Source organism: Streptomyces sp. NPDC038213 (assembly GCF_055600495.1).
Map to the genome: position 1 here is coordinate 179514 of NZ_JBVJYM010000005.1, position 18488 is coordinate 198001.

At 71.0% G+C, this 18488-nt stretch carries 15 protein-coding genes; 8 read left to right on the plus strand and 7 right to left on the minus strand.

Annotated features, from left to right (window positions below):
- Positions 1-97: 97 nt before the first annotated feature.
- Positions 98-1354, plus strand: coding sequence for an MFS transporter (locus tag ACZ7JZ_RS10220; protein WP_470935694.1), 1257 nt, complete (start codon positions 98-100; stop codon positions 1352-1354).
- A gap of 106 nt (positions 1355-1460) precedes the next feature.
- Here the strand turns inward: ACZ7JZ_RS10220 and ACZ7JZ_RS10225 are convergent, their stop codons facing one another.
- Entirely contained in the window at positions 1461-2927 is a 1467-nt protein-coding gene (locus ACZ7JZ_RS10225) for a CCA tRNA nucleotidyltransferase (RefSeq protein WP_470935697.1), read from the minus strand.
- Between the two features lie 186 nt (positions 2928-3113).
- Here ACZ7JZ_RS10225 and ACZ7JZ_RS10230 point away from each other — a divergent pair, with 186 nt between their 5' ends.
- The 7 genes from ACZ7JZ_RS10230 (at position 3114) to trxA (ending at position 12722) form a co-directional block, all read left to right on the plus strand.
- Positions 3114-5399: a DUF6049 family protein gene (locus tag ACZ7JZ_RS10230; protein ID WP_470935700.1), complete on the plus strand. Its 2286-nt coding sequence runs from the start codon at positions 3114-3116 to the stop codon at positions 5397-5399.
- A 47-nt stretch (positions 5400-5446) separates the two neighbouring features.
- A complete protein-coding gene (gene murJ, locus ACZ7JZ_RS10235; RefSeq protein WP_470935703.1) occupies positions 5447-7744 on the plus strand; it encodes a murein biosynthesis integral membrane protein MurJ in 2298 nt (765 codons plus the stop codon).
- A gap of 117 nt (positions 7745-7861) precedes the next feature.
- A complete protein-coding gene (locus ACZ7JZ_RS10240; protein ID WP_470935706.1) occupies positions 7862-9583 on the plus strand; it encodes a protein kinase family protein in 1722 nt (573 codons plus the stop codon).
- Between the two features lie 43 nt (positions 9584-9626).
- Complete coding sequence (sigM, locus tag ACZ7JZ_RS10245) at positions 9627-10319, plus strand: RNA polymerase sigma factor SigM (protein ID WP_470935709.1); 693 nt, start codon at positions 9627-9629, stop codon at positions 10317-10319.
- Positions 10316-11251, plus strand: a complete 936-nt coding sequence (locus tag ACZ7JZ_RS10250) for a hypothetical protein (protein ID WP_470935712.1) — start codon at positions 10316-10318, stop codon at positions 11249-11251. The genes sigM and ACZ7JZ_RS10250 overlap by 4 nt, the downstream gene beginning before the upstream one ends.
- Before the next feature lie 125 nt (positions 11252-11376).
- Entirely contained in the window at positions 11377-12336 is a 960-nt protein-coding gene (gene trxB / locus ACZ7JZ_RS10255) for a thioredoxin-disulfide reductase (protein WP_470935715.1), read from the plus strand.
- A gap of 47 nt (positions 12337-12383) precedes the next feature.
- Positions 12384-12722 (plus strand): thioredoxin, encoded by a 339-nt coding sequence (trxA, locus tag ACZ7JZ_RS10260; protein WP_470935718.1) that lies wholly within the window; start codon positions 12384-12386, stop codon positions 12720-12722.
- Positions 12723-12786: 64 nt separating this feature from the next.
- Here the strand turns inward: trxA and ACZ7JZ_RS10265 are convergent, their stop codons facing one another.
- The 6 genes from ACZ7JZ_RS10265 to yidC all read right to left on the minus strand — a co-directional run bounded on the left by ACZ7JZ_RS10265 (position 12787) and on the right by yidC (position 18485).
- Positions 12787-13404 carry a GNAT family N-acetyltransferase gene (locus ACZ7JZ_RS10265; RefSeq protein ID WP_470935721.1) on the minus strand — a complete coding sequence of 206 codons (618 nt, stop codon included), beginning with the start codon at positions 13402-13404 and terminating at the stop codon, positions 12787-12789.
- Positions 13405-13556: 152 nt separating this feature from the next.
- Positions 13557-14633, minus strand: a complete 1077-nt coding sequence (locus tag ACZ7JZ_RS10270; protein WP_470935725.1) for a ParB/RepB/Spo0J family partition protein — start codon at positions 14631-14633, stop codon at positions 13557-13559.
- On the minus strand, positions 14630-15730 hold the full coding sequence (locus tag ACZ7JZ_RS10275) for a ParA family protein (protein WP_470935728.1): 1101 nt from the start codon (positions 15728-15730) through the stop codon (positions 14630-14632). Before ACZ7JZ_RS10275 ends, ACZ7JZ_RS10270 begins: the two co-directional genes overlap by 4 nt.
- Positions 15731-15975: 245 nt before the next feature.
- Positions 15976-16716, minus strand: a complete 741-nt coding sequence (gene rsmG, locus ACZ7JZ_RS10280) for a 16S rRNA (guanine(527)-N(7))-methyltransferase RsmG (protein WP_470935731.1) — start codon at positions 16714-16716, stop codon at positions 15976-15978.
- Between the two features lie 134 nt (positions 16717-16850).
- Complete coding sequence (locus ACZ7JZ_RS10285) at positions 16851-17366, minus strand: Jag family protein (RefSeq protein WP_470935733.1); 516 nt, start codon at positions 17364-17366, stop codon at positions 16851-16853.
- Between the two features lie 15 nt (positions 17367-17381).
- Positions 17382-18485, minus strand: coding sequence for a membrane protein insertase YidC (yidC, locus tag ACZ7JZ_RS10290; protein WP_470935735.1), 1104 nt, complete (start codon positions 18483-18485; stop codon positions 17382-17384).
- Positions 18486-18488: the final 3 nt, after the last annotated feature.

Consider the following 18488-nt stretch of genomic DNA (forward strand, 5'->3'; position numbering starts at 1 on the left):
CCCGGCAGGCGGGACCACCGGGTCTTCAGCCGCTCTTCCCCGGAGGGTCCTCGGACAATGTGTCCGAGGACCCTCCGCGTGTGTGACCCTTGCCCACATGCCTGTCGTACGTGATCTGCGCGTACTCCTGCGCCTCGGGGACTTCCGCCGCCTGCTCGCCGTACGACTGCTCTCCCAGTCGGCAGACGGCGTCTACCAGGTGGCCCTGGCCACCTACGTGGTCTTCTCCCCGGAGAAGCAGACCTCGCCCGCGGCGATCGCCTCCGCCATGGCCGTCCTGCTGCTTCCCTACTCCGTGGTCGGCCCCTTCGCCGGGGTGCTCCTGGACCGCTGGCGGCGCCGCCAGGTCTTCCTCTACGGCAACCTGCTGCGTGCCGGCCTGGCCTGCGGCACCGCCGTGCTGATCGTCAGCGGGGTCCCGGACTGGCTCTTCTACGCCTCCGCCCTGTCGGTCACCGCCGTCAACCGCTTCGTCCTGGCCGGCCTCTCCGCCGCCCTGCCCCGGGTCGTGGACACGGAACGCCTGGTCACCGCCAACGCCCTCTCACCCACGGCCGGCACCCTCGCCGCCACGGCGGGCGGGGGGCTCGCCTTCCTGGTCCGGGTCGTGGCGGCCGATTCCGACGCGGCGGTCGTCCTGCTCGGCGCGGTGCTCTACCTCTGCGCCGCCCTCGCCTCCCTCCGGCTGGCCGTCGGTCTGCTCGGCCCCGACCACGGCCCGGAGCACCGGCGCCCGGCCCTGGGCGAGGCCCTCGGCATCACCGCCCGCGGGATGGCCGAAGGCCTGCGGCACCTCGCGCAGCGCCGGGAGGCAGCGCGGGCGCTGACCGCCATGACGCTGATGCGCTTCTGCTACGGCGCGCTGACCGTCATGCTCCTGATGCTCTGCCGCTACGCCTGGTCGGACTCGGAGTCCCAGGGGCTCGCCCTGCTGGGCCTGGCGATCGGGGTGTCCGGGGCCGGGTTCTTCACCGCGGCGGTGGTGACCCCGGGGGCAGTGGGCCGGTTCGGGACCAAGGGCTGGATCACCCTCGGGGCGGGGGCCGCGGCCGTGCTCGTGCCGGCCCTCGGGCTGTCCTTCCACTACGTGCCCATGCTGGTGGCGGCCTTCGTCCTGGGGCTCGTCACCCAGAGCGCCAAGATCTGTACCGACTCCGAGGTGCAGTTCCGGGTGGACGACGAGTTCCGCGGCCGGGTCTTCGCCGTCTACGACGTGCTCTTCAACGTGGCCTTCGTGTCCGCCGCCGGAGTGGCGGCCCTGATGCTGCCCGCCGACGGCAGGTCCGTGCCCCTGCTCCTGAGCGTGGCCGTGCTCTACGGGGCCGTGGCCCTGGGGCTCAAGCGAACGGGGTGATGTTTCACGTGAAACATCACCCCGCTCCGGGCCCGCCGGTGCGTACCGATCCCAGGTACGCGCCCCCTCTGCGCGATGTTTCACGTGAAACATCGCGCAGAGGGGCTCAGCTCTGAGAGGCCCACCATTCCTTGAGGGCCGCGGCAGCAGCCTCCTGGCCGATGGGGCCGTTCTCCAGGCGCAGCTCCAGCAGGAACTTGTACGCCTGCCCGATCACCGGGCCGGGGCCGACCTCCAGGACCTGCATGATCTCGTTGCCGTCCAGGTCGGGGCGGATCGAGTCCAGCTCCTCCTGCTCCTGCAGCTGCGCGATCCGCTCCTCCAGGCCGTCGTAGGCCCGGGAGAGGGCCGAGGCCTTGCGCTTATTGCGCGTGGTGCAGTCGGAGCGGGTCAGCTTGTGGAGCCGGTCGAGCAGCGGGCCTGCGTCGCGGACGTAGCGCCGTACCGCCGAGTCGGTCCAGTCCCCGGTGCCGTAGCCGTGGAAGCGCAGGTGCAGCTCCACGAGCCGGGAGACGTCCTTGACCATGTCGTTCGAGTACTTCAGCGCCGTCATACGCTTCTTGGTCATCTTGGCGCCGACCACCTCGTGGTGGTGGAAGGAGACCCGGCCGTCGTCCTCGAAGCGGCGGGTGCGCGGCTTGCCGATGTCGTGCAGCAGCGCGGCCAGGCGCAGCACCAGGTCCGGACCGTCCTGCTCCAGGTCGATCGCCTGCTCCAGCACGATCAGCGAGTGGTCGTAGACGTCCTTGTGCCGGTGGTGCTCGTCGCTCTCCAGCCGCAGGGCCGGGAGCTCGGGCAGGACGTGCTCGGCGAGGCCGGTGTCCACGAGCAGGCCGAGCCCCTTGCGGGGGTGCGAGGACAGCAGCAGCTTGTTGAGTTCGTCGCGCACCCGCTCCGCGGAGACGATCTCGATGCGGTCGGCCATCTCCGTCATCGCGGTGACGACCTCGGGGGCCACCTCGAAGTCCAGCTGCGCGGCGAAACGGGCCGCGCGCATCATCCGCAGCGGATCGTCGGAGAAGGACTCCTCGGGGGTGCCGGGGGTGCGCAGCACCCGGGCCTCCAGGTCCTCCAGGCCGCCGTAGGGGTCCACGAACTCCTTCTGCGGGAGTGCGACGGCCATGGCGTTCACCGTGAAGTCGCGGCGGACCAGGTCCTGCTCGATGGAGTCGCCGTAGGACACCTCGGGCTTGCGGGAGGTGCGGTCGTAGGCCTCGGAGCGGTACGTGGTGATCTCGATCTGGAAGCGCTGCACCGCGTCCCCGACCTTGGCGTCCTTCTGCGCACCGACGGTGCCGAAGGCGATGCCCACGTCCCAGACCGAGTCGGCCCAGCCCCGGACGAGCTTGAGCACGTCCTCGGGGCGGGCGTCCGTGGTGAAGTCGAGGTCGTTGCCGAGCCGGCCCAGCAGCGCGTCCCGGACTGAGCCGCCGACCAGGGCCAGGCTGAAGCCCGCCTCCTGGAAGCGTCGGGCGAGATCGTCTGCGACCGGGGAGACCCGCAGCAGCTCGCTGACTGCACGGCTCTGCCCCTGGGTGAGGGCGCTGGGGGTGTCTTCATTCGGGTTCGGCACAACAGAAGAGGGTACGTGGCCCGCCCGGCCCGGGCTCCCCCGTTTTGGCTCCGGGGGCAGCTGCGGACCCCCGCCGGGCGTAGCCGATCATGTGGAGCAGTCCGCGGCACTCGCGCACAGCGGCCCTCGTTACCATGCGTGGACGCACAACCGACGACCACTGACACGACGAGGGACGGGGCGCGCGTGGCCGAGGCGGCAGACATCCAGGGGGCAACCCCCGCTCCCGCCCGCCGCCGCTGGCTGCGGCGGGCGGTCGTGCTGCTGGCCGGCACCCCGGTCCTGGCAGGGCTCGTCTACGTCCAGGACGGCACGTCCGCACAGGCCGCGAGCACCGCCCCGCGCTCCGGATCGGCCCCGGTCGAGGTCTCCCTCCAGTCCCTCACCCCGGCCGCCCCCGTCAAGGGCGACACGCTCACGATCTCCGGGACCGTGGTCAACAAGGGCTCCGAGACGATCACGGACGCCCGCGTCGGCCTGCGGGTCGGCCCCGCCCTCAGCGAGCGCAGCACGATCGACGAGGTGGACGAGCGCACCGACTACGTCCCCGGCGTCGACCCCGCCGAGGTCGACGACGCGTACGCCGTGAAGGTGCCGGAGCTGCCGGCGAAGAACTCCCAGCCCTTCACCATCAAGATCCCGGTCAGCAAGCTCGGCCTGGGCGAGGACGGGGTGTACCAGCTGGGCGTCTCGCTGGCCGGCGAGACCAGGAGCAGGCCCTGGGAGCAGGTCTTCGGGATCCAGCGGACCTTCCTGCCCTGGCAGCCCGAGGCCGCCGACAAGCGCGCCCAGATCAGCTACGTCTGGCCGCTGGTCTCCACGACCCACCTCACGGCGGAGACCGGCTCGGACGACACCCAGACCCCGGTCTTCCAGAACGACGACCTGGCCGCCGAGCTGGAGACCGGCGGCCGGCTGGGCCAGCTGGTCTCCCTCGGCGCCGGCCTCCCCGTCAGCTGGGTGATCGACCCGGACCTGCTCGCCAGCGTGGACGCCATGCGCGGCGAGTACCGGGTGCGGACCGCGGACGGCCGTACGGTCCCCGGCCAGCACCAGGACCTCGCCGAGCGCTGGCTGAACGAGCTGGAGAAGGCGGTCCAGGGCAAGAAGGTGGTCGCCCTGCCCTTCGCCGACCCCGACCTGGCCTCCCTGGCCCACCGCGGCAAGAACGTCTCCGGCTCGCTGAGCCACCTGCGGCCCGCCACCGTGAAGGCCAAAGAAGCGATCGAGACGATCCTGCACGTCACCCCGTCCACGGACTTCTCCTGGCCGGTGGACGGCGCCGTGGACCCGTCGATCATCAGCGTCGCCACCTCGGCCGGCGCCCACCACGTGCTCACCCGCAGCGACAGCTTCCGGGAGACGGGCAACCTGGGCTACACCCCCTCCGCGCCCCGGCCCATCGGGGCCGGGCGCACCGCGGTGGTCGCCGACGCCCGGCTCTCCACGGCCTTCTCGGGGGACATGCTGAGGGCGGGCAGCTCCACCCTGGCCGTGCAGCGGTTCCTCGCCCAGAGCCTGGCCCTCAACCTCCAGGACACCGACGCCGCGCGCAGCTTCGTCGTCGCCCCTCAGCGGATGCCCACGCTCAGCCAGACGCAGAGCATGGCCACGGCCCTGCGGACCCTGCAGTCGGGGCGCTGGAGCCAGGCCGCCGACCTGGAGTCCGTCGCGAGGTCCAAGCCGGACCCGGACGCGACCACCCAGGTGCCCGGCGCCGGACGGTACCCGCGGGCCCTGCGCACGCAGGAGCTGCCCCAGACGGCCTTCGAGAAGATCCGCACCACGCAGAACACCCTCGACAACTTCAAGGTGATCCTCTCCATGCCGGAGCGGGTCGAGCACCCCTTCGGGAACACCTTCAACCGGGAGATGTCCACCTCCTGGCGCGGCCGCGCCCAGGAGGGGCGGGTCTACCGCAACGAGGTACAGGACTACCTGATCACCCTCACCGGTCGGGTCGAACTGATCCAGAAGTCGGACGTCACCCTCTCCGGGCACAGCGCGACCATCCCGGTCACCGTGCAGAACAGCCTGGTGCAGGACGTGCAGGGGCTGGTCCTGCGGCTGAAGTCCGGCAACGCCGCCCGCCTGATGTTCGACGGCTCGGGCGAGGCCCAGCAGGACGTGGCAGTCCAGGGCGGACACAGCCAGTCCGTGAAGTTCACGGCGAACGCCACGGCCAGCGGCCCCGTCGAGGTCACGGCCCAGCTCTTCACCAAGGACGGCGTGCCCTACGGCGACAAGCGCGTGTTCACGGTGGACGCCACGGAGATCACCCCGACGGTGATGCTCGTCATCGCGGGCGGCATGCTCCTGCTGGTCCTCGCAGGCATCAAGATGTACGCCAGCCGCAAGCGTGCGGCCGCCCGCACGGCTGCGGAGCAGACCGGGCAGCCGAGTGACCCGACGCCGGACACCGGACCCGAAAGCGATGGCCCGTCCGGCCGGAGTGAGACAGTGGACCGTTGAGCGATGCCGTGGCCGGCCGGGCCCGGGGACGATGAGGTGGGGTTTCGATGAACGCGCCGTACGACGGTGACCGCGCGCAGGGTGCAGGCGGCGCTGTGCCCTCCCCCGATCCGGGCCGGGCCGCGCCGGTACCCGGGCAGGCGGTGCCCCCTGCACCGCCGCAGCCGGACCCCTACGTGCAGGACGCCTACGCCCACGACCCCTACCGCGCCCAGGACCTCTCGGCCCAGGACCCGGTGACCGAGGCGCTGTACGACCGCGCCGCGCACCCGCCGCCCCCGCCCGGCACCTTCCAGGAGCCGGGCCCCCTCTACGAGCGCCCGGCCGCGCCCGTGCACTCCCCCGACCCCCGGGTCTGGGCGCAGACCCCGCCGCCGGAGCCGGACGGCCCCTCCCGCCACCTGCCGTACGGGGACCAGGCCGCGACCACGCAGTTCGTGGGCGTGGACTCGCTGGTGACCCGGGCGGCCGAGGAGCAGCCCGAACCGGACGCGTTCGCGCACCTGTACCGCGACCAGCAGGCCCCCGGGTACGCCCCGGTGCAGGCCCCCGGCCACCCGTACCCCGCGCCCCCGGCCCCCGGCCCCCAGCCCCCCGTGCCGCCGGCCGCCGCAGGCTTCCAGGCCCCCGTACCGCAGGCGCCGGCGCCGCGGACCCCGGTGCCCGACGAGGAAGCGCCCGTGGCCGCCCCGGCCCCGAGCAAGCCCGCCGGCCGGGCAGCGAGCCTGTTGAAGTCCTCCGCACTCATGGCCGCGGGCACGATCGTCTCCCGCATCACCGGCTTCCTGCGGACCCTCGTCATCGCGGCCGCGATCGGCGTCGGTACCCTCAACGACACCTACCAGGTCGCCAACACCCTCCCGACGATGATCTACGTCCTCGTCGGCGGCGGCGCCCTGAACGCCGTGTTCATCCCGCAGCTCGTCCGCGCCATGAAGAACGACGATGACGGCGGAGAGGCCTACGCCAACCGCCTCCTGACCCTCGTCGTGGTCCTCCTGGCCGGTGTCACCACCGTCTGCGTCCTCGCGGCGCCGCTGTTCATCCGCATGATGTCCACGAAGATCGCCTCGGACCCCGAGCAGATGGAAGTGGCCGTCGCCTTCGCCCGCTACTGCCTGCCGACGATGTTCTTCATGGGCATCCACGTGGTGCTCGGGCAGATCCTCAACGCCCGCGGCCGCTTCGGCGCCATGATGTGGACCCCGGTCCTCAACAACATCGTCGTGATCGCCACCTTCGGCGCCTTCATCTGGGCCTTCGGCGGGTTCACCACCTCGCAGGTCGACGCCGGCAACGTCACCGCCGAGGGCGTCCGCCTGCTGGGCCTGGGCACCATGCTCGGCCTGACCGTGCAGGCGCTGGCGATGCTCCCGTACCTGCGCGACGCCGGCTTCAGGCCCCGCCTGCGGTTCGACTGGAAGGGCCACGGCCTCGGCAAGGCCGCCCGCCTCGCCAAGTGGACCTTCCTCTTCGTCCTCGCCAACCAGGTCGGCCTGGTCGTCGTCACCCAGCTCGCCACCTGGGCCGGAGCCGTGGCCGAGAAGCAGGGCTCCCCGGGCACCGGTATCACCGCGTACAACTACGCGCTCCTGCTGTGGCAGATGCCGCAGGCCATCATCACGGTCTCCGTGATGACCGCGGTGCTCCCCCGGATCTCCCGCTCGGCGCACGACGGGGACGCCGCCGCGGTCCGCGACGACATCTCGTACGGCCTGCGGACCTCCGCCGTCGCGATCGTGCCCTGCGCCTTCGCCTTCCTCGCCCTGGGCGTGCCGATGGCCACCCTGCTGTACGCCGGCTCCGGCGGCGGCGCCCGGAACATCGGCTACGTGCTCATGGCCTTCGGCCTCGGCCTCATCCCGTACTCGGTGCAGTACGTGGTCCTGCGCGGCTTCTACGCCTACGAGGACACCCGCACCCCCTTCTACAACACCGTCATCGTCGCCTCGGTCAACGCGCTCGTCTCCGTGGCCGCCTTCCTGGTGCTCCCGGCCCGCTGGGCCGTGGTCGGCATGGCCGTGGCCTACGGCCTCGGCTACACCGTCGGCGTGGGCGTCGCCTGGCGCCGGCTGCGCACCCGCCTCGGCGGCGACCTCGACGGCGCCCACGTCATGCGCACATACGCCCGACTGGCCGGAGCGTGCGTCCCCGCGGCCGCCCTCGCCGGCGCCACCGCCTTCGGCGTCACCCGGATGCTCGGCAGCGGAGTCGGCGGTTCCCTCGTGGCCCTGCTCACCGGCGGCATCGTCCTGATGGGCGTGTTCCTCGCCGCCGCCAAGCGGATGCGGATCGAGGAGCTGAACGCGATGGTCGGCATGGTGCGCGGGCGGCTCGGGCGCTGATGCGCACAACCTTCGCTCCCCGTCGCGTGTCGTGCATAGCGCCGGACTGTGGGCACAATTGGCATGGCTTTGCAGACTGGCCGACAGCGCGCAACGGATGGGGAGGCAGGAACGACGGTGGCGGAACGTAGCACGGCTGCCGTCGACGTGGCTGACAACAGCGGCGACGAGCCGCTGACCGCCAAGGCGGAGGAAGCCACGGCCGACGGGGCGGCGGAAGCCCAGCAGGCCCGGACAGCCCAGCAGCAGACGGACAAGACCACACCCGACACGGACACCGACCGCAAGGGCGCGAACCCCACCCCCGCGCCCGAACTGCACAGCGGGCACAAGCTCGCCAGACGCTACCGCCTCGAAGAGTGCGTCACCCGTCTGGACGGCTTCAGCAGTTGGCGCGCCATGGACGAGAAACTGCGTCGTGCCGTGGGCGTCCACCTGCTCCCCGCGGACCACCCGCGGGCCCGCTCCGTCCTCGCCGCCGCCCGCTCCTCGGCCCTGCTCGGGGACCCCCGGTTCGTCCAGGTCCTCGACGCCGTCGAGGAGAACGACCTCGTCTACGTGGTCCACGAGTGGCTCCCCGACGCCACCGAGCTGACCGCCATCCTCGCCGCGGGTCCCCTGGAGGCCCACGAGGCCTATCAGCTCGTCAGCCAGGTCTCCCAGGCCATGGCCGCCGCCCACCGCGAGGGCCTGGCCCACCTGAGGCTGACCCCGAGCGCCATACTGCGCACCTCCTCGGGCCAGTACCGGATCCGCGGCCTGGCCGTGAACGCCGCCCTGCGCGGCATCACCAGCAAGCACCCCCAGCGCAGCGACACCGAGGCGATCGGCGCCCTGCTCTACGCCGCCCTCACCCAGCGCTGGCCGTACGAGGACGACGCGCACGGCCTCAGCGGGCTGCCCAAGGGCGTCGGCCTGATCCCGCCGGACCAGGTACGCGCCGGGGTCCACCGCGGGCTCGGTGAACTCGCCATGCGCGCGCTCGCCAACGACGGGGCCACCGCCTCCCGGCAGGAGTCCCCCTGCACGACCCCGGAGGGGCTCGCCAAGGCCGTTGCGGCCATGCCGCGCATCCGGCCCCCGGAGCCGACGTTCGCCGCTCCGCCCGAGTACCAGCACACCACTTACCAGCAGGGCAGCTACGGCCGCCCCCAGCCGATCGCGAGCGCCCCCCAGCCGATCGTCCCGCCGCCGCCCCCGCTGCAGAGCCGCACCGGCAAGGCCCTCAAGTGGGGTGTCGCCGCGCTGCTCATCGCCGCGCTCGGACTCGGCAGCTGGCAGCTCGCCGACCGCCTCCTGGACCTCAGGACGCCCGGCGGCACCAGCCAGACCCAGCCGTCCGACGGCGACGACACCCCGCCCAAGAAGAAGGACCCGGGCAAGCCCCTGGCCCTCAGCGGGGTCTCCGTCTTCGCACCCGGCGGCGACGCGATAAACGAGAAGTACAGCGCCAAGTCCTTCGACGGGGACCCCTCTTCGGCCTGGGTCACCCCCCGCTACGAGGGCTATCCGAACTTCGGCAACCTGCCCAACCGCCGGGACGGCAGCGGGCTCGTGGTCGACCTCGGCAGTGTGAAGGACGTGTCCGGCCTGGACATCGACCTGTACTCCGGGCAGAAGGCCGAGGTGCTCGCCGCCGCGCCGGACGCCTCTTCGCCCTCCTCGCTCTCCGACTTCACCCAGCGCCTGACGAAGCTGGAGACCGTCGGCAAGAAGCTCGAAACCACCCTCGAAAAGCCGGTGCGCACCCGGTACGTTCTGATCCACATCACCGAGCTGCCGGCGGACGGCACCGGCGGCTACCGGGGCGGCATCTCCGAGATCCACGTTCTGGGCTGATCCGACCGAAGCACCAGGGCCGAGAAGAGTGCGGGGGAGCCACGTGAGTCCGGGCCCAGCCAGCCAGGGAGTACCCGACGAGGAACTCCTGGCCCGCCATGTCTCCGGCGACCCCGAAGCCTTCGGCGAGCTCGTACGGCGCCACCGCGACCGGCTGTGGGCGGTGGCGCTGCGCACCCTCGGCGACCGCGAGGAGGCCGCGGACGCCGTCCAAGACGCCCTCGTTTCCGCCTACCGCGCCGCCCACACCTTCCGGGGCCAGTCGGCCGTCACGACCTGGCTGCACAGGATCACGGTCAACGCCTGCCTCGACCGGGCCCGCAAGGCCGCCGTCCGCCGGACCTCCCCCCTCGACGACACGGAGCGACTGGAGAAGCTCCTGGAGCCCCACGAGTCGGCCGAGGCGCCCGCCGAGCGCCAGGACCTCCACCGGGAGCTGCTGGCCGCCCTGAGCACCCTTCCCGCCGAGCAGCGGGCCGCCCTGGTCCTCGTGGACATGCAGGGATACCCCGTGGCCGAGGCGGCACGCATCCTCGAAGTCCCCACCGGCACCATCAAGAGCCGGTGCGCCCGCGGCCGGGCCAGACTGCTGCCGATGCTCACTCATCTGCGCACCGGACCAGGGGATAACCCGGGCTCCGACCGGGGAAGGAACCGGACGCAGGGGACACCCGTCCCACCAGCAGCAGAACCCAGAGACCCAGATGCTGTGAAGGGCGGAGGTGGGCGAGCGTGAATTCCACGACCGGAGCGATCCGGCACCCGGACGTCTCGGAGATCTCCGACCTGACCGAAGGGATCCTCTCCCCGGACCGGACCGTCGAGATCCGCGGCCACCTGACCGGCTGCGCCCTGTGCGCCGACGTGCGCACCTCCCTGGAGGAGATCCGCGGGCTGCTCGGCACCCTGCCCGGCCCCCAGCGGATGCCCGCCGACATCGCCGGCCGTATCGACGCCGCCCTGGCGGCCGAGGCCCTCCTCGACGCGACCTCCCCCAAGGAAGCCGATTCCGCGGTGGAGTCCGGGGCCCCGGCCGACCGGACCGCTCCCGATGTTTCACGTGAAACATTGCCGCAGCGCCCCGAGCGCCGTCCCGCGGCCAAGCCGGGCGACGACCGCCCCGCGGGTCGTCCGCGCGCCGGCACCGGCCCGGGCCGCACCCGCTCCCGCCGCCGGGTGGCCCTCGTCGGCACCGCCCTGGCCGGTACGGCCGTGGTCTTCCTCGGCCTGTTCTTCGCCCGCGGGCTGCCGAGCGGCAGCTTCGACGGGGCGGAGAAGGGCGCCACAACCCAGTCCGTGCAGGCCGCGCCCGCCTTCAGCTCCGACAACCTCGAAGAGAAGATCCAGCAGTTGCTCGGCGAACCGCTGATCGTCCCCAAGAGCGGCACGTCCCCGCAGGCCGAGTCCTTCGGCTCCGACACCGCCGACGCCCGCGCCGTGCTTCCCGGCAGTCTTCCGGCCTGCGTCCAGGCGGGCACCGGCCGCGAAGGGGCACCCCTGGCGGTGGAGCGGGGCGTGTACCAGGGCAAGGACGCCTTCCTGCTGCTCTATCCGCACCCCGGGGACGGCACCCGGACCGACGCCTTCGTCGTGGACGCCTCCTGCGAGGGCACAGCGCCCGGCGGACGCGGCAAGGTCCTGCTCGACGGTACGTACGCCCGCCCCTGAGCCGGACTACCGCCGACACGGAGCGTCCCGGGAATGTACGCGCCGTAGGATCCGTTGGGTGGGGTGAGACCCAGCACCGGCCCCCCGGTAGTCAGCAGGCAGTCCGCAGAGACGAGGAAGTACCCGTGAGCGACGTCCGTAACGTGATCATCATCGGTTCCGGGCCGGCCGGTTACACGGCCGCCCTTTACACCGCACGCGCTTCGCTCAAGCCGCTCGTCTTCGAGGGTGCCGTCACCGCCGGCGGTGCGCTGATGAACACCACCGAGGTCGAGAACTTCCCCGGCTTCCGCGACGGCATCATGGGCCCGGACCTGATGGACAACATGCGCGCGCAGGCCGAGCGCTTCGGTGCCGAGCTCGTCCCGGACGACGTGGTCTCCGTGGACCTCACCGGCGAGATCAAGACCGTCACCGACACCGCGGGCACGGTGCACCGCGCGAAGGCCGTGATCGTCACCACCGGTTCGCAGCACCGCAAGCTGGGCCTGCCCAACGAGGACGCCCTGTCCGGCCGCGGCGTCTCCTGGTGCGCCACCTGCGACGGGTTCTTCTTCAAGGACCAGGACATCGCCGTGGTCGGCGGCGGCGACACCGCGATGGAGGAGGCCACGTTCCTCTCCCGCTTCGCCAAGTCCGTCACCATCGTCCACCGCCGGGACAGCCTGCGCGCTTCCAAGGCCATGCAGGACCGCGCCTTCGCCGACCCGAAGATCAAGTTCGCTTGGGACAGCGAGGTCTCCGGGATCCACGGCGAGCAGAAGCTCACCGGTCTGACCCTGCGCAACACCAAGACCGGCGAGACCTCCGAGCTCCCCGTGACGGGCCTGTTCATCGCCGTGGGCCACGACCCCCGCACTGAGCTCTTCAAGGGCCAGCTGGAGCTGGACGACGAGGGCTACCTCAAGGTCGCCGCTCCCTCCACGCGCACCAACCAGACCGGTGTCTTCGGTGCGGGCGACGTCGTCGACCACACCTACCGCCAGGCCATCACCGCTGCCGGCACGGGCTGCTCCGCCGCCCTCGACGCCGAGCGCTTCCTCGCGGCCCTCTCGGACTCCGAGACCGCTGCCGCGACCGTCTGACCCGAGTTCTCCCACACCCCACCGCAGCAAAGAAGAAGGAGGCCGCAGTGGCCGGCACCTTGAAGAACGTGACCGACGCTTCGTTCGAGGCCGACGTACTCAAGAGCGACAAGCCCGTCCTGGTGGACTTCTGGGCCGCCTGGTGCGGACCGTGCCGCCAGATCGCCCCGTCGCTGGAGGCCATCGCCGCCGAGTACGGCGACCAGATCGAGATCGTCAAGCTCAACATCGACGAGAACCCGGCCACGGCTGCCAAGTACGGGGTCATGTCGATCCCGACCCTGAACGTCTACCAGGGCGGCGAGGTCGCCAAGACCATCGTCGGCGCCAAGCCGAAGGCCGCGATCCTGCGCGACCTCGACGGCTTCGTCGAGCTGAAGGCCTGACGCCCCGGCGTTTCACGTGAAACAGGGCCGCTCCCTCCCGGAGCGGCCCTGTTCCGTTTCCTGCTTACAAGGGGCGCAGCGCCGGCTCCTTCTGCACCGCTCCCAGCAAGCGGTCCAGGGCGAGCTCCACGTCCTCTTTCCAGGACAGCGTGGAGCGCAGGTCCAGCCGGAGCCGGGGGTGCACCGGATGCGGCCGGACGGTCTTGAAGCCGACGGACAGCAGGTGGTCAGCCGGAAGCAGGCAGGCCGGGCCCTCCCAGCGGGCGTCCCCGAAGGCCTCGATCGCCTTGAACCCCCGCCGCAGCAGGTCCTTGGCCACCGTCTGGACCATCACCCGGCCCAGCCCCTGCCCCTGGTAGCCCGGCAGGATCCGCGAGGTCATCAGCAGGACGGAGTCCGGGGAGACGGGACTGGTGGGAAAGGCCAGGGCCCGGGGCACATAGGCGGGGGGAGCGTAGAGCACGAAGCCGACGGGGACCTCGTCCACGTAGACCACCCGGCCGCAGGAGCCCCACTCCAGCAGGACACCGGAGATCCAGGCCTCCTTCTCCACGTCCGGAGTGCCCGCCTTGACGGCAGCCTCCCCCGTGACGGGGTCCAGCTCCCAGAAGACGCAGGACCGGCACCGCTGCGGCAAGTCCTTCAGATTGTCCAGCGTGAGCGGTACCAGCCGACGGCCCATGTCCGAGAAACCTCCGACGGCTCCCAGTCTCTTGAGGGAGAATCCCTACCTCAACGCATCGTATCCACCCAGAGATTGGGACGAAACCGGGAAAAAGCAAAGGAGCGGACCGAAGCCCGCCCCTGTGCCGTACTTCCCGCTGCTCCGCGGGCTCAGCCCTCGGAGCCGCCCTGGTCCAGTACCCGGCCCTCGCCCGGCGCGAGCGTGGTCAGAATCCGCTCCAGATCCTCCATCGAGGCGAACTCGACGGTGATCTTGCCCTTCTTCTGGCCCAGGTCGACCTTCACCCGCGTCTCGAACCGGTCCGAGAGCCGCGAGGCAAGGTCCGTGAGCGCCGGGGAGACCCGGGCGCCGGCCCGCGGACCCTTCGGCTTCACGGAACTCTGCGGGCTGGAGCCCATCAGGGTCACGATCTCTTCGACCGCGCGCACCGACAGGCCCTCGGCCACGATCCGGTGGGCCAGCCGGTCCTGCTCGTCCGAGTCCTCCACCGAGAGCAGCGCCCGCGCGTGCCCCGCGGAGATGACCCCGGCCGCCACCCGCCGCTGCACCGGCGGCGAGAGCCGCAGCAGCCGGAGGGTGTTCGACACCTGGGGGCGCGAGCGGCCGATGCGGTCGGCCAGCTGGTCGTGGGTGCAGTTGAAGTCCTGGAGAAGCTGGTCGTAGGCCGCCGCCTCCTCCAGGGGGTTCAGCTGCGCCCGGTGCAGGTTCTCCAGGAGGGCGTCGAGGAGGAGCTTCTCGTCCTCCGTGTCCCGGATGATCGCCGGGATCCGCTCCAGACCCGCCTCACGGCAGGCCCGCCAGCGGCGCTCACCCATGATCAGTTCGAAGCGCTCGGGCCCCAGCTGCCGCACCACCACCGGCTGGAGCAGGCCCACCTCCTGGATGGAGGTGACCAGCTCGGCCAGCGCATCCTCGTCGAAGACCTCGCGCGGCTGCCTCGGGTTCGGGGTGATCGCGTCCAGCGGGAGCTCCGCGAAGGTCGCGCCCGCCACCTTCGCGGTCTCGGGCTCGGCCGGGACCTCTTCCGAAGCCGGTGTTTCACGTGAAACAGCGCTCTGCGGCAGGCTCGCCACCTTCGCCGCGGCCACCCCCCGCTCTGCCGTCAGTACGGGCACCGCCGAGGGGGAGGTGGAACCCGCTCCCACCGCCGGACCGGCCTTCTCCTGAGGTGCAGCGGGAATCAGCGCGCCGAGCCCCCGCCCCAGACCTCTACGTCGCTCACTCACTGGATCCCCTCCGCCATGCTCTGCGTGCTGTTCGGTACTCCGCCCATATGGGCGTGCCGGCCGTCGTACGCCATCCCCACACCCCGCAGCGCGATCTCCCGCGCCGCCTCCAGGTACGACAGTGACCCGCTCGACCCCGGGTCGTAGGTCAGAACGGTCTGGCCGTAGCTCGGGGCCTCCGAGATACGGACGGACCGGGGGATGCTGGTCCGCAGGACCTCGTTCCCGAAGTGGCTGCGCACCTCGTCGGCCACCTGGGAGGCCAGCCGGGTCCGGCCGTCGTACATCGTGAGCAGGATGGTCGAGACGTGCAGCTCCGGGTTCAGGTGGGCCCGGACCAGGTCCACATTCCTCAGCAACTGGCCCAGGCCCTCCAGTGCGTAGTACTCGCACTGGATCGGGATCAGCACCTCGGCACCCGCCACCAGCGCATTCACCGTGAGCAGACCCAGCGAGGGCGGGCAGTCGATCAGGATGTAGTCCAGCGGCTGCTGGTAGGCCTGGATGGCGCGCTGGAGCCGGCTCTCGCGGGCCACCAGGGAGACCAGCTCGATCTCCGCACCCGCCAGGTCGATGGTCGCCGGGGCGCAGAAGAGGCCCTCGACGTCCGGAACCGGCTGGACTACCTCGAGGAGGGGGCGGCTCTCCACCAGTACGTCGTAGATCGAGGGAACGTCCGCGTGGTGGTCGATACCCAGGGCGGTCGAGGCATTGCCCTGCGGGTCGAGGTCGATCACCAGCACCCGCGCCCCGTGCAGGGCGAGGGAGGCGGCCAAGTTCACGGTCGTGGTGGTCTTGCCCACCCCGCCCTTCTGGTTGGCGATCACCATCACCCGGGTCTGCGGAGGGCGGGGAAGCCCTTCACCCGCACGGCCCAGGGCCGCTACCGCCATCTGGGCGGCACGGCCGATGGGGGCGTCGGCATCCACCGGGGACGACGGCGGCAGCGATGTTTCACGTGAAACATCGTCGCCCGACGACTCGGTGCGGGGGGCGGGGACCGGGTCGGCCATCGGCCCCGCGAGGTTGGCGTCGGAGCGCACTGGTTCACTCTCCTCGACTTCAGGCTCAGGCTCGCGATGAACAGAGCCTGCCATGCCTCCGGGGGTGCGAACCAGCGGGCCCCTTACTCCTGTGGATGAATCCACCGATGTGGACAACTCTGTGCCCCCCGCCGCCTTACGGCCACGGGGGGACGCAGCCGCACGGCCGCGGCTGATGATTCCGTGCAGCAGAGAGCGAGGTTTCACGTGAAACACGATGCACGGACGGCCCCACCAGCCTGCTACGACACTCCGAAATCCCTACCTGTAGGGCGCAATAGGACAGTCGGGGCCCCAGCTCAGCGGCGCCGCCTGACCCGTCCGGCCCGCGCGGCCTTCGCCCGCTTCGCCGCGAACCGCACCCCGCCCGGGCTTTCGCCAACCTCGACGCGCACCACCGTGGTGAGGGGGTCCACCACCCCTTCACCCACGTGCAGGACCGAGGTCTTCACCACACCCAGCTTGGTCAGGGCGGACTTCGCGGCCAGCAGCTCCTCGTCCGCGGTGTCCCCCTTCAGGGCCAGCATCTCGCCGTAGGGCCGCAGCAGGGGAACGCCCCAGCCTGCCAGCCGGTCCAGCGGGGCCACCGCACGGGCGGTCACCACGTGCACCGGCTGGAGCTTTCCGAGCATCTCCTCAGCGCGTCCGCGTACCACGGTGACATGGTCCAGGCCCAGCAGCTCCACGACCTCCTGAAGGAAGGTCGTCCGACGCAGCAGCGGCTCCAACAGGGTGATCTTCAGGTCCGGCCGGACCAGCGCCAGCGGGATACCGGGCAGGCCTGCGCCCGAGCCCACATCGCACACGGTGACCCCGGAGGGCACCGCCTCGGAGAGCACGGCGCAGTTCAGCAGGTGGCGCTCCCACAGCCGCGGCACCTCGCGCGGGCCGATGAGGCCGCGCTTGACCCCCGCGTCCGCCAGCAGCTCCGCGTACCGGACAGCTGCCGGGAAATACTCACCGAACACCGCCCGGGCCTCTTCCGGAGCCGGGGGAAGCTCAGCTGCCTCCGTCACGGGGACCGTCCTTCCGTACCGCACTGTGGTGACTGAACACTGTGTTGCCTTGCGTGCCCGGCCCGAGGGCCAGGCGGACTGCCGGCCCGACTGCCAGGCTGACAAAGATCGGCCCCGCCTGCGATACAGACGGGGCCGACCTCTGGAATCTCTCCGGATCAGGCCGGGAGCACAACGACGAAGCGCTGCGGCTCTTCGCCCTCGGACTCGCTGCGCAGACCCGCGGCGGCGACCGCGTCGTGGACGACCTTCCGCTCGAACGGGGTCATCGGGTCCAGCTTCACGGCCTGGCCGCTGCTCTTCGCCTCGTCCGCGGCCTTGGCACCCAGGGCAGCGAGCTCCTCGCGCTTGTTGGCGCGGAACCCGGCGATGTCCAGCATCAGCCGGCTCCGGTCACCGGTCTCGCGGTGCACGGCCAGGCGCGTCAGCTCCTGGAGGGCTTCCAGGACCTCGCCGTCGTGACCGACCAGCTTCTGCAGCTCGCGGCCGCCGGCGTCGCTGATGATCGAGACCGAGGCCCGGTCGGCCTCGACGTCCATGTCGATATCGCCGTCGAGGTCGGCGATGTCGAGCAGGCCCTCGAGGTAGTCGGCCGCGATCTCACCCTCCTGCTCCAGGCGGGTAAGGGTGTCGCCACCCTCGGCGGCGGCGGAGGAGGTGGTGCCTTCCGTCACGGGATGGGCTCCTTCTTACTTCTTGGGCGAGGTCTTGGGGGGGTTCTGGCGCTGCGACTTCGACTGCCGCTTGGGCTGCTGCCGCTTCGCGGCGCCACCGCTCGCGGCGTCCGCGTCCGCCGTGGTTTCGGTGCTCTTGATGACGCTGCCGTCGGTCTGGGCGGCCAGACCCTGCTTGGACAGCGCGGTGACGAAGCGGCGCTCGTTGTCGTTGCGGTCCGGGCCCTTGGCGACGATCGCCGACACGACGCTCTTGCGGCGGCGGCCCTTGACCTCGCCGTGCGAGCTGACGTGCTTCAGCAGGCGCTGCAGGTACTGGTCCTGGGCCTTGCTGCCCGGCGTCGGGTTCTGGTTGATCACGTACATCTGCTGGCCCATGGTCCACACGTTGGTGGTCAGCCAGTAGACGAGGACACCGACGGGGAAGTTGATGCCCATCACGGCGAAGATCACCGGGAAGATGTACATCAGCATCTTCTGCTGCTGCATGAACGGGGTCTTGACCGTGAGGTCCACGTTCTTCTGCATCAGCTGGCGCTGCGTGTAGAACTGCGACAGCGACATCAGGACGATCATGACCGCGGTGACGATGCGGACGTCCAGCAGGGTGGCCCCGAGGGCCTCGACCTTCTCCGGGCTGTCCATGAACTTGGCGGCGATGGGCGCGCCGAAGATCTTGGCCTCACGGGCACTCTCGACCAGCTGCGGGGTCATCGCGCCGATCTTCTTGCCGTCGGCGATGTTCGCGAGCACGTGGTAGAGCGCGAAGAAGAACGGGGACTGCGCCAGGATGGGAAGGCACGAGGAGAGCGGGTTGGTACCCGTCTCCTTGTACAGCTTCATCATCTCTTCGGACTGACGCTGCTTGTCGTTCTTGTAGCGCTCCTGGATCGCCTTCATCTTCGGCTGGAGCGCCTGCATGCCCCGCGTCGCCTTGATCTGCTTCACGAAGAGCGGGATCAGGCAGATACGGATCAGTACCACCAGGGACACGATGGACAGGCCCCAGGCCCACCCACTGTCCGCCCCGAAGATCGCGCCGTACAGCTTGTGGAACTGCACGATGATCCACGAAACGGGCGTGGTGATAAAGCTGAACAGACTGGCAATCGTGTCCACTAA

Coding starts and splice junctions, on each gene's coding strand:
- ACZ7JZ_RS10220 (WP_470935694.1), top strand. CDS start 98: ATGCCTGTCGTACGTGATCTGCGCGTACTCCTGCGCCTCGGGGACTTC.
- murJ (WP_470935703.1), top strand. CDS start 5,447: ATGAACGCGCCGTACGACGGTGACCGCGCGCAGGGTGCAGGCGGCGCT.
- ACZ7JZ_RS10265 (WP_470935721.1), bottom strand. CDS start 13,404: ATGGGCCGTCGGCTGGTACCGCTCACGCTGGACAATCTGAAGGACTTG.
- ACZ7JZ_RS10275 (WP_470935728.1), bottom strand. CDS start 15,730: ATGGCAGGCTCTGTTCATCGCGAGCCTGAGCCTGAAGTCGAGGAGAGT.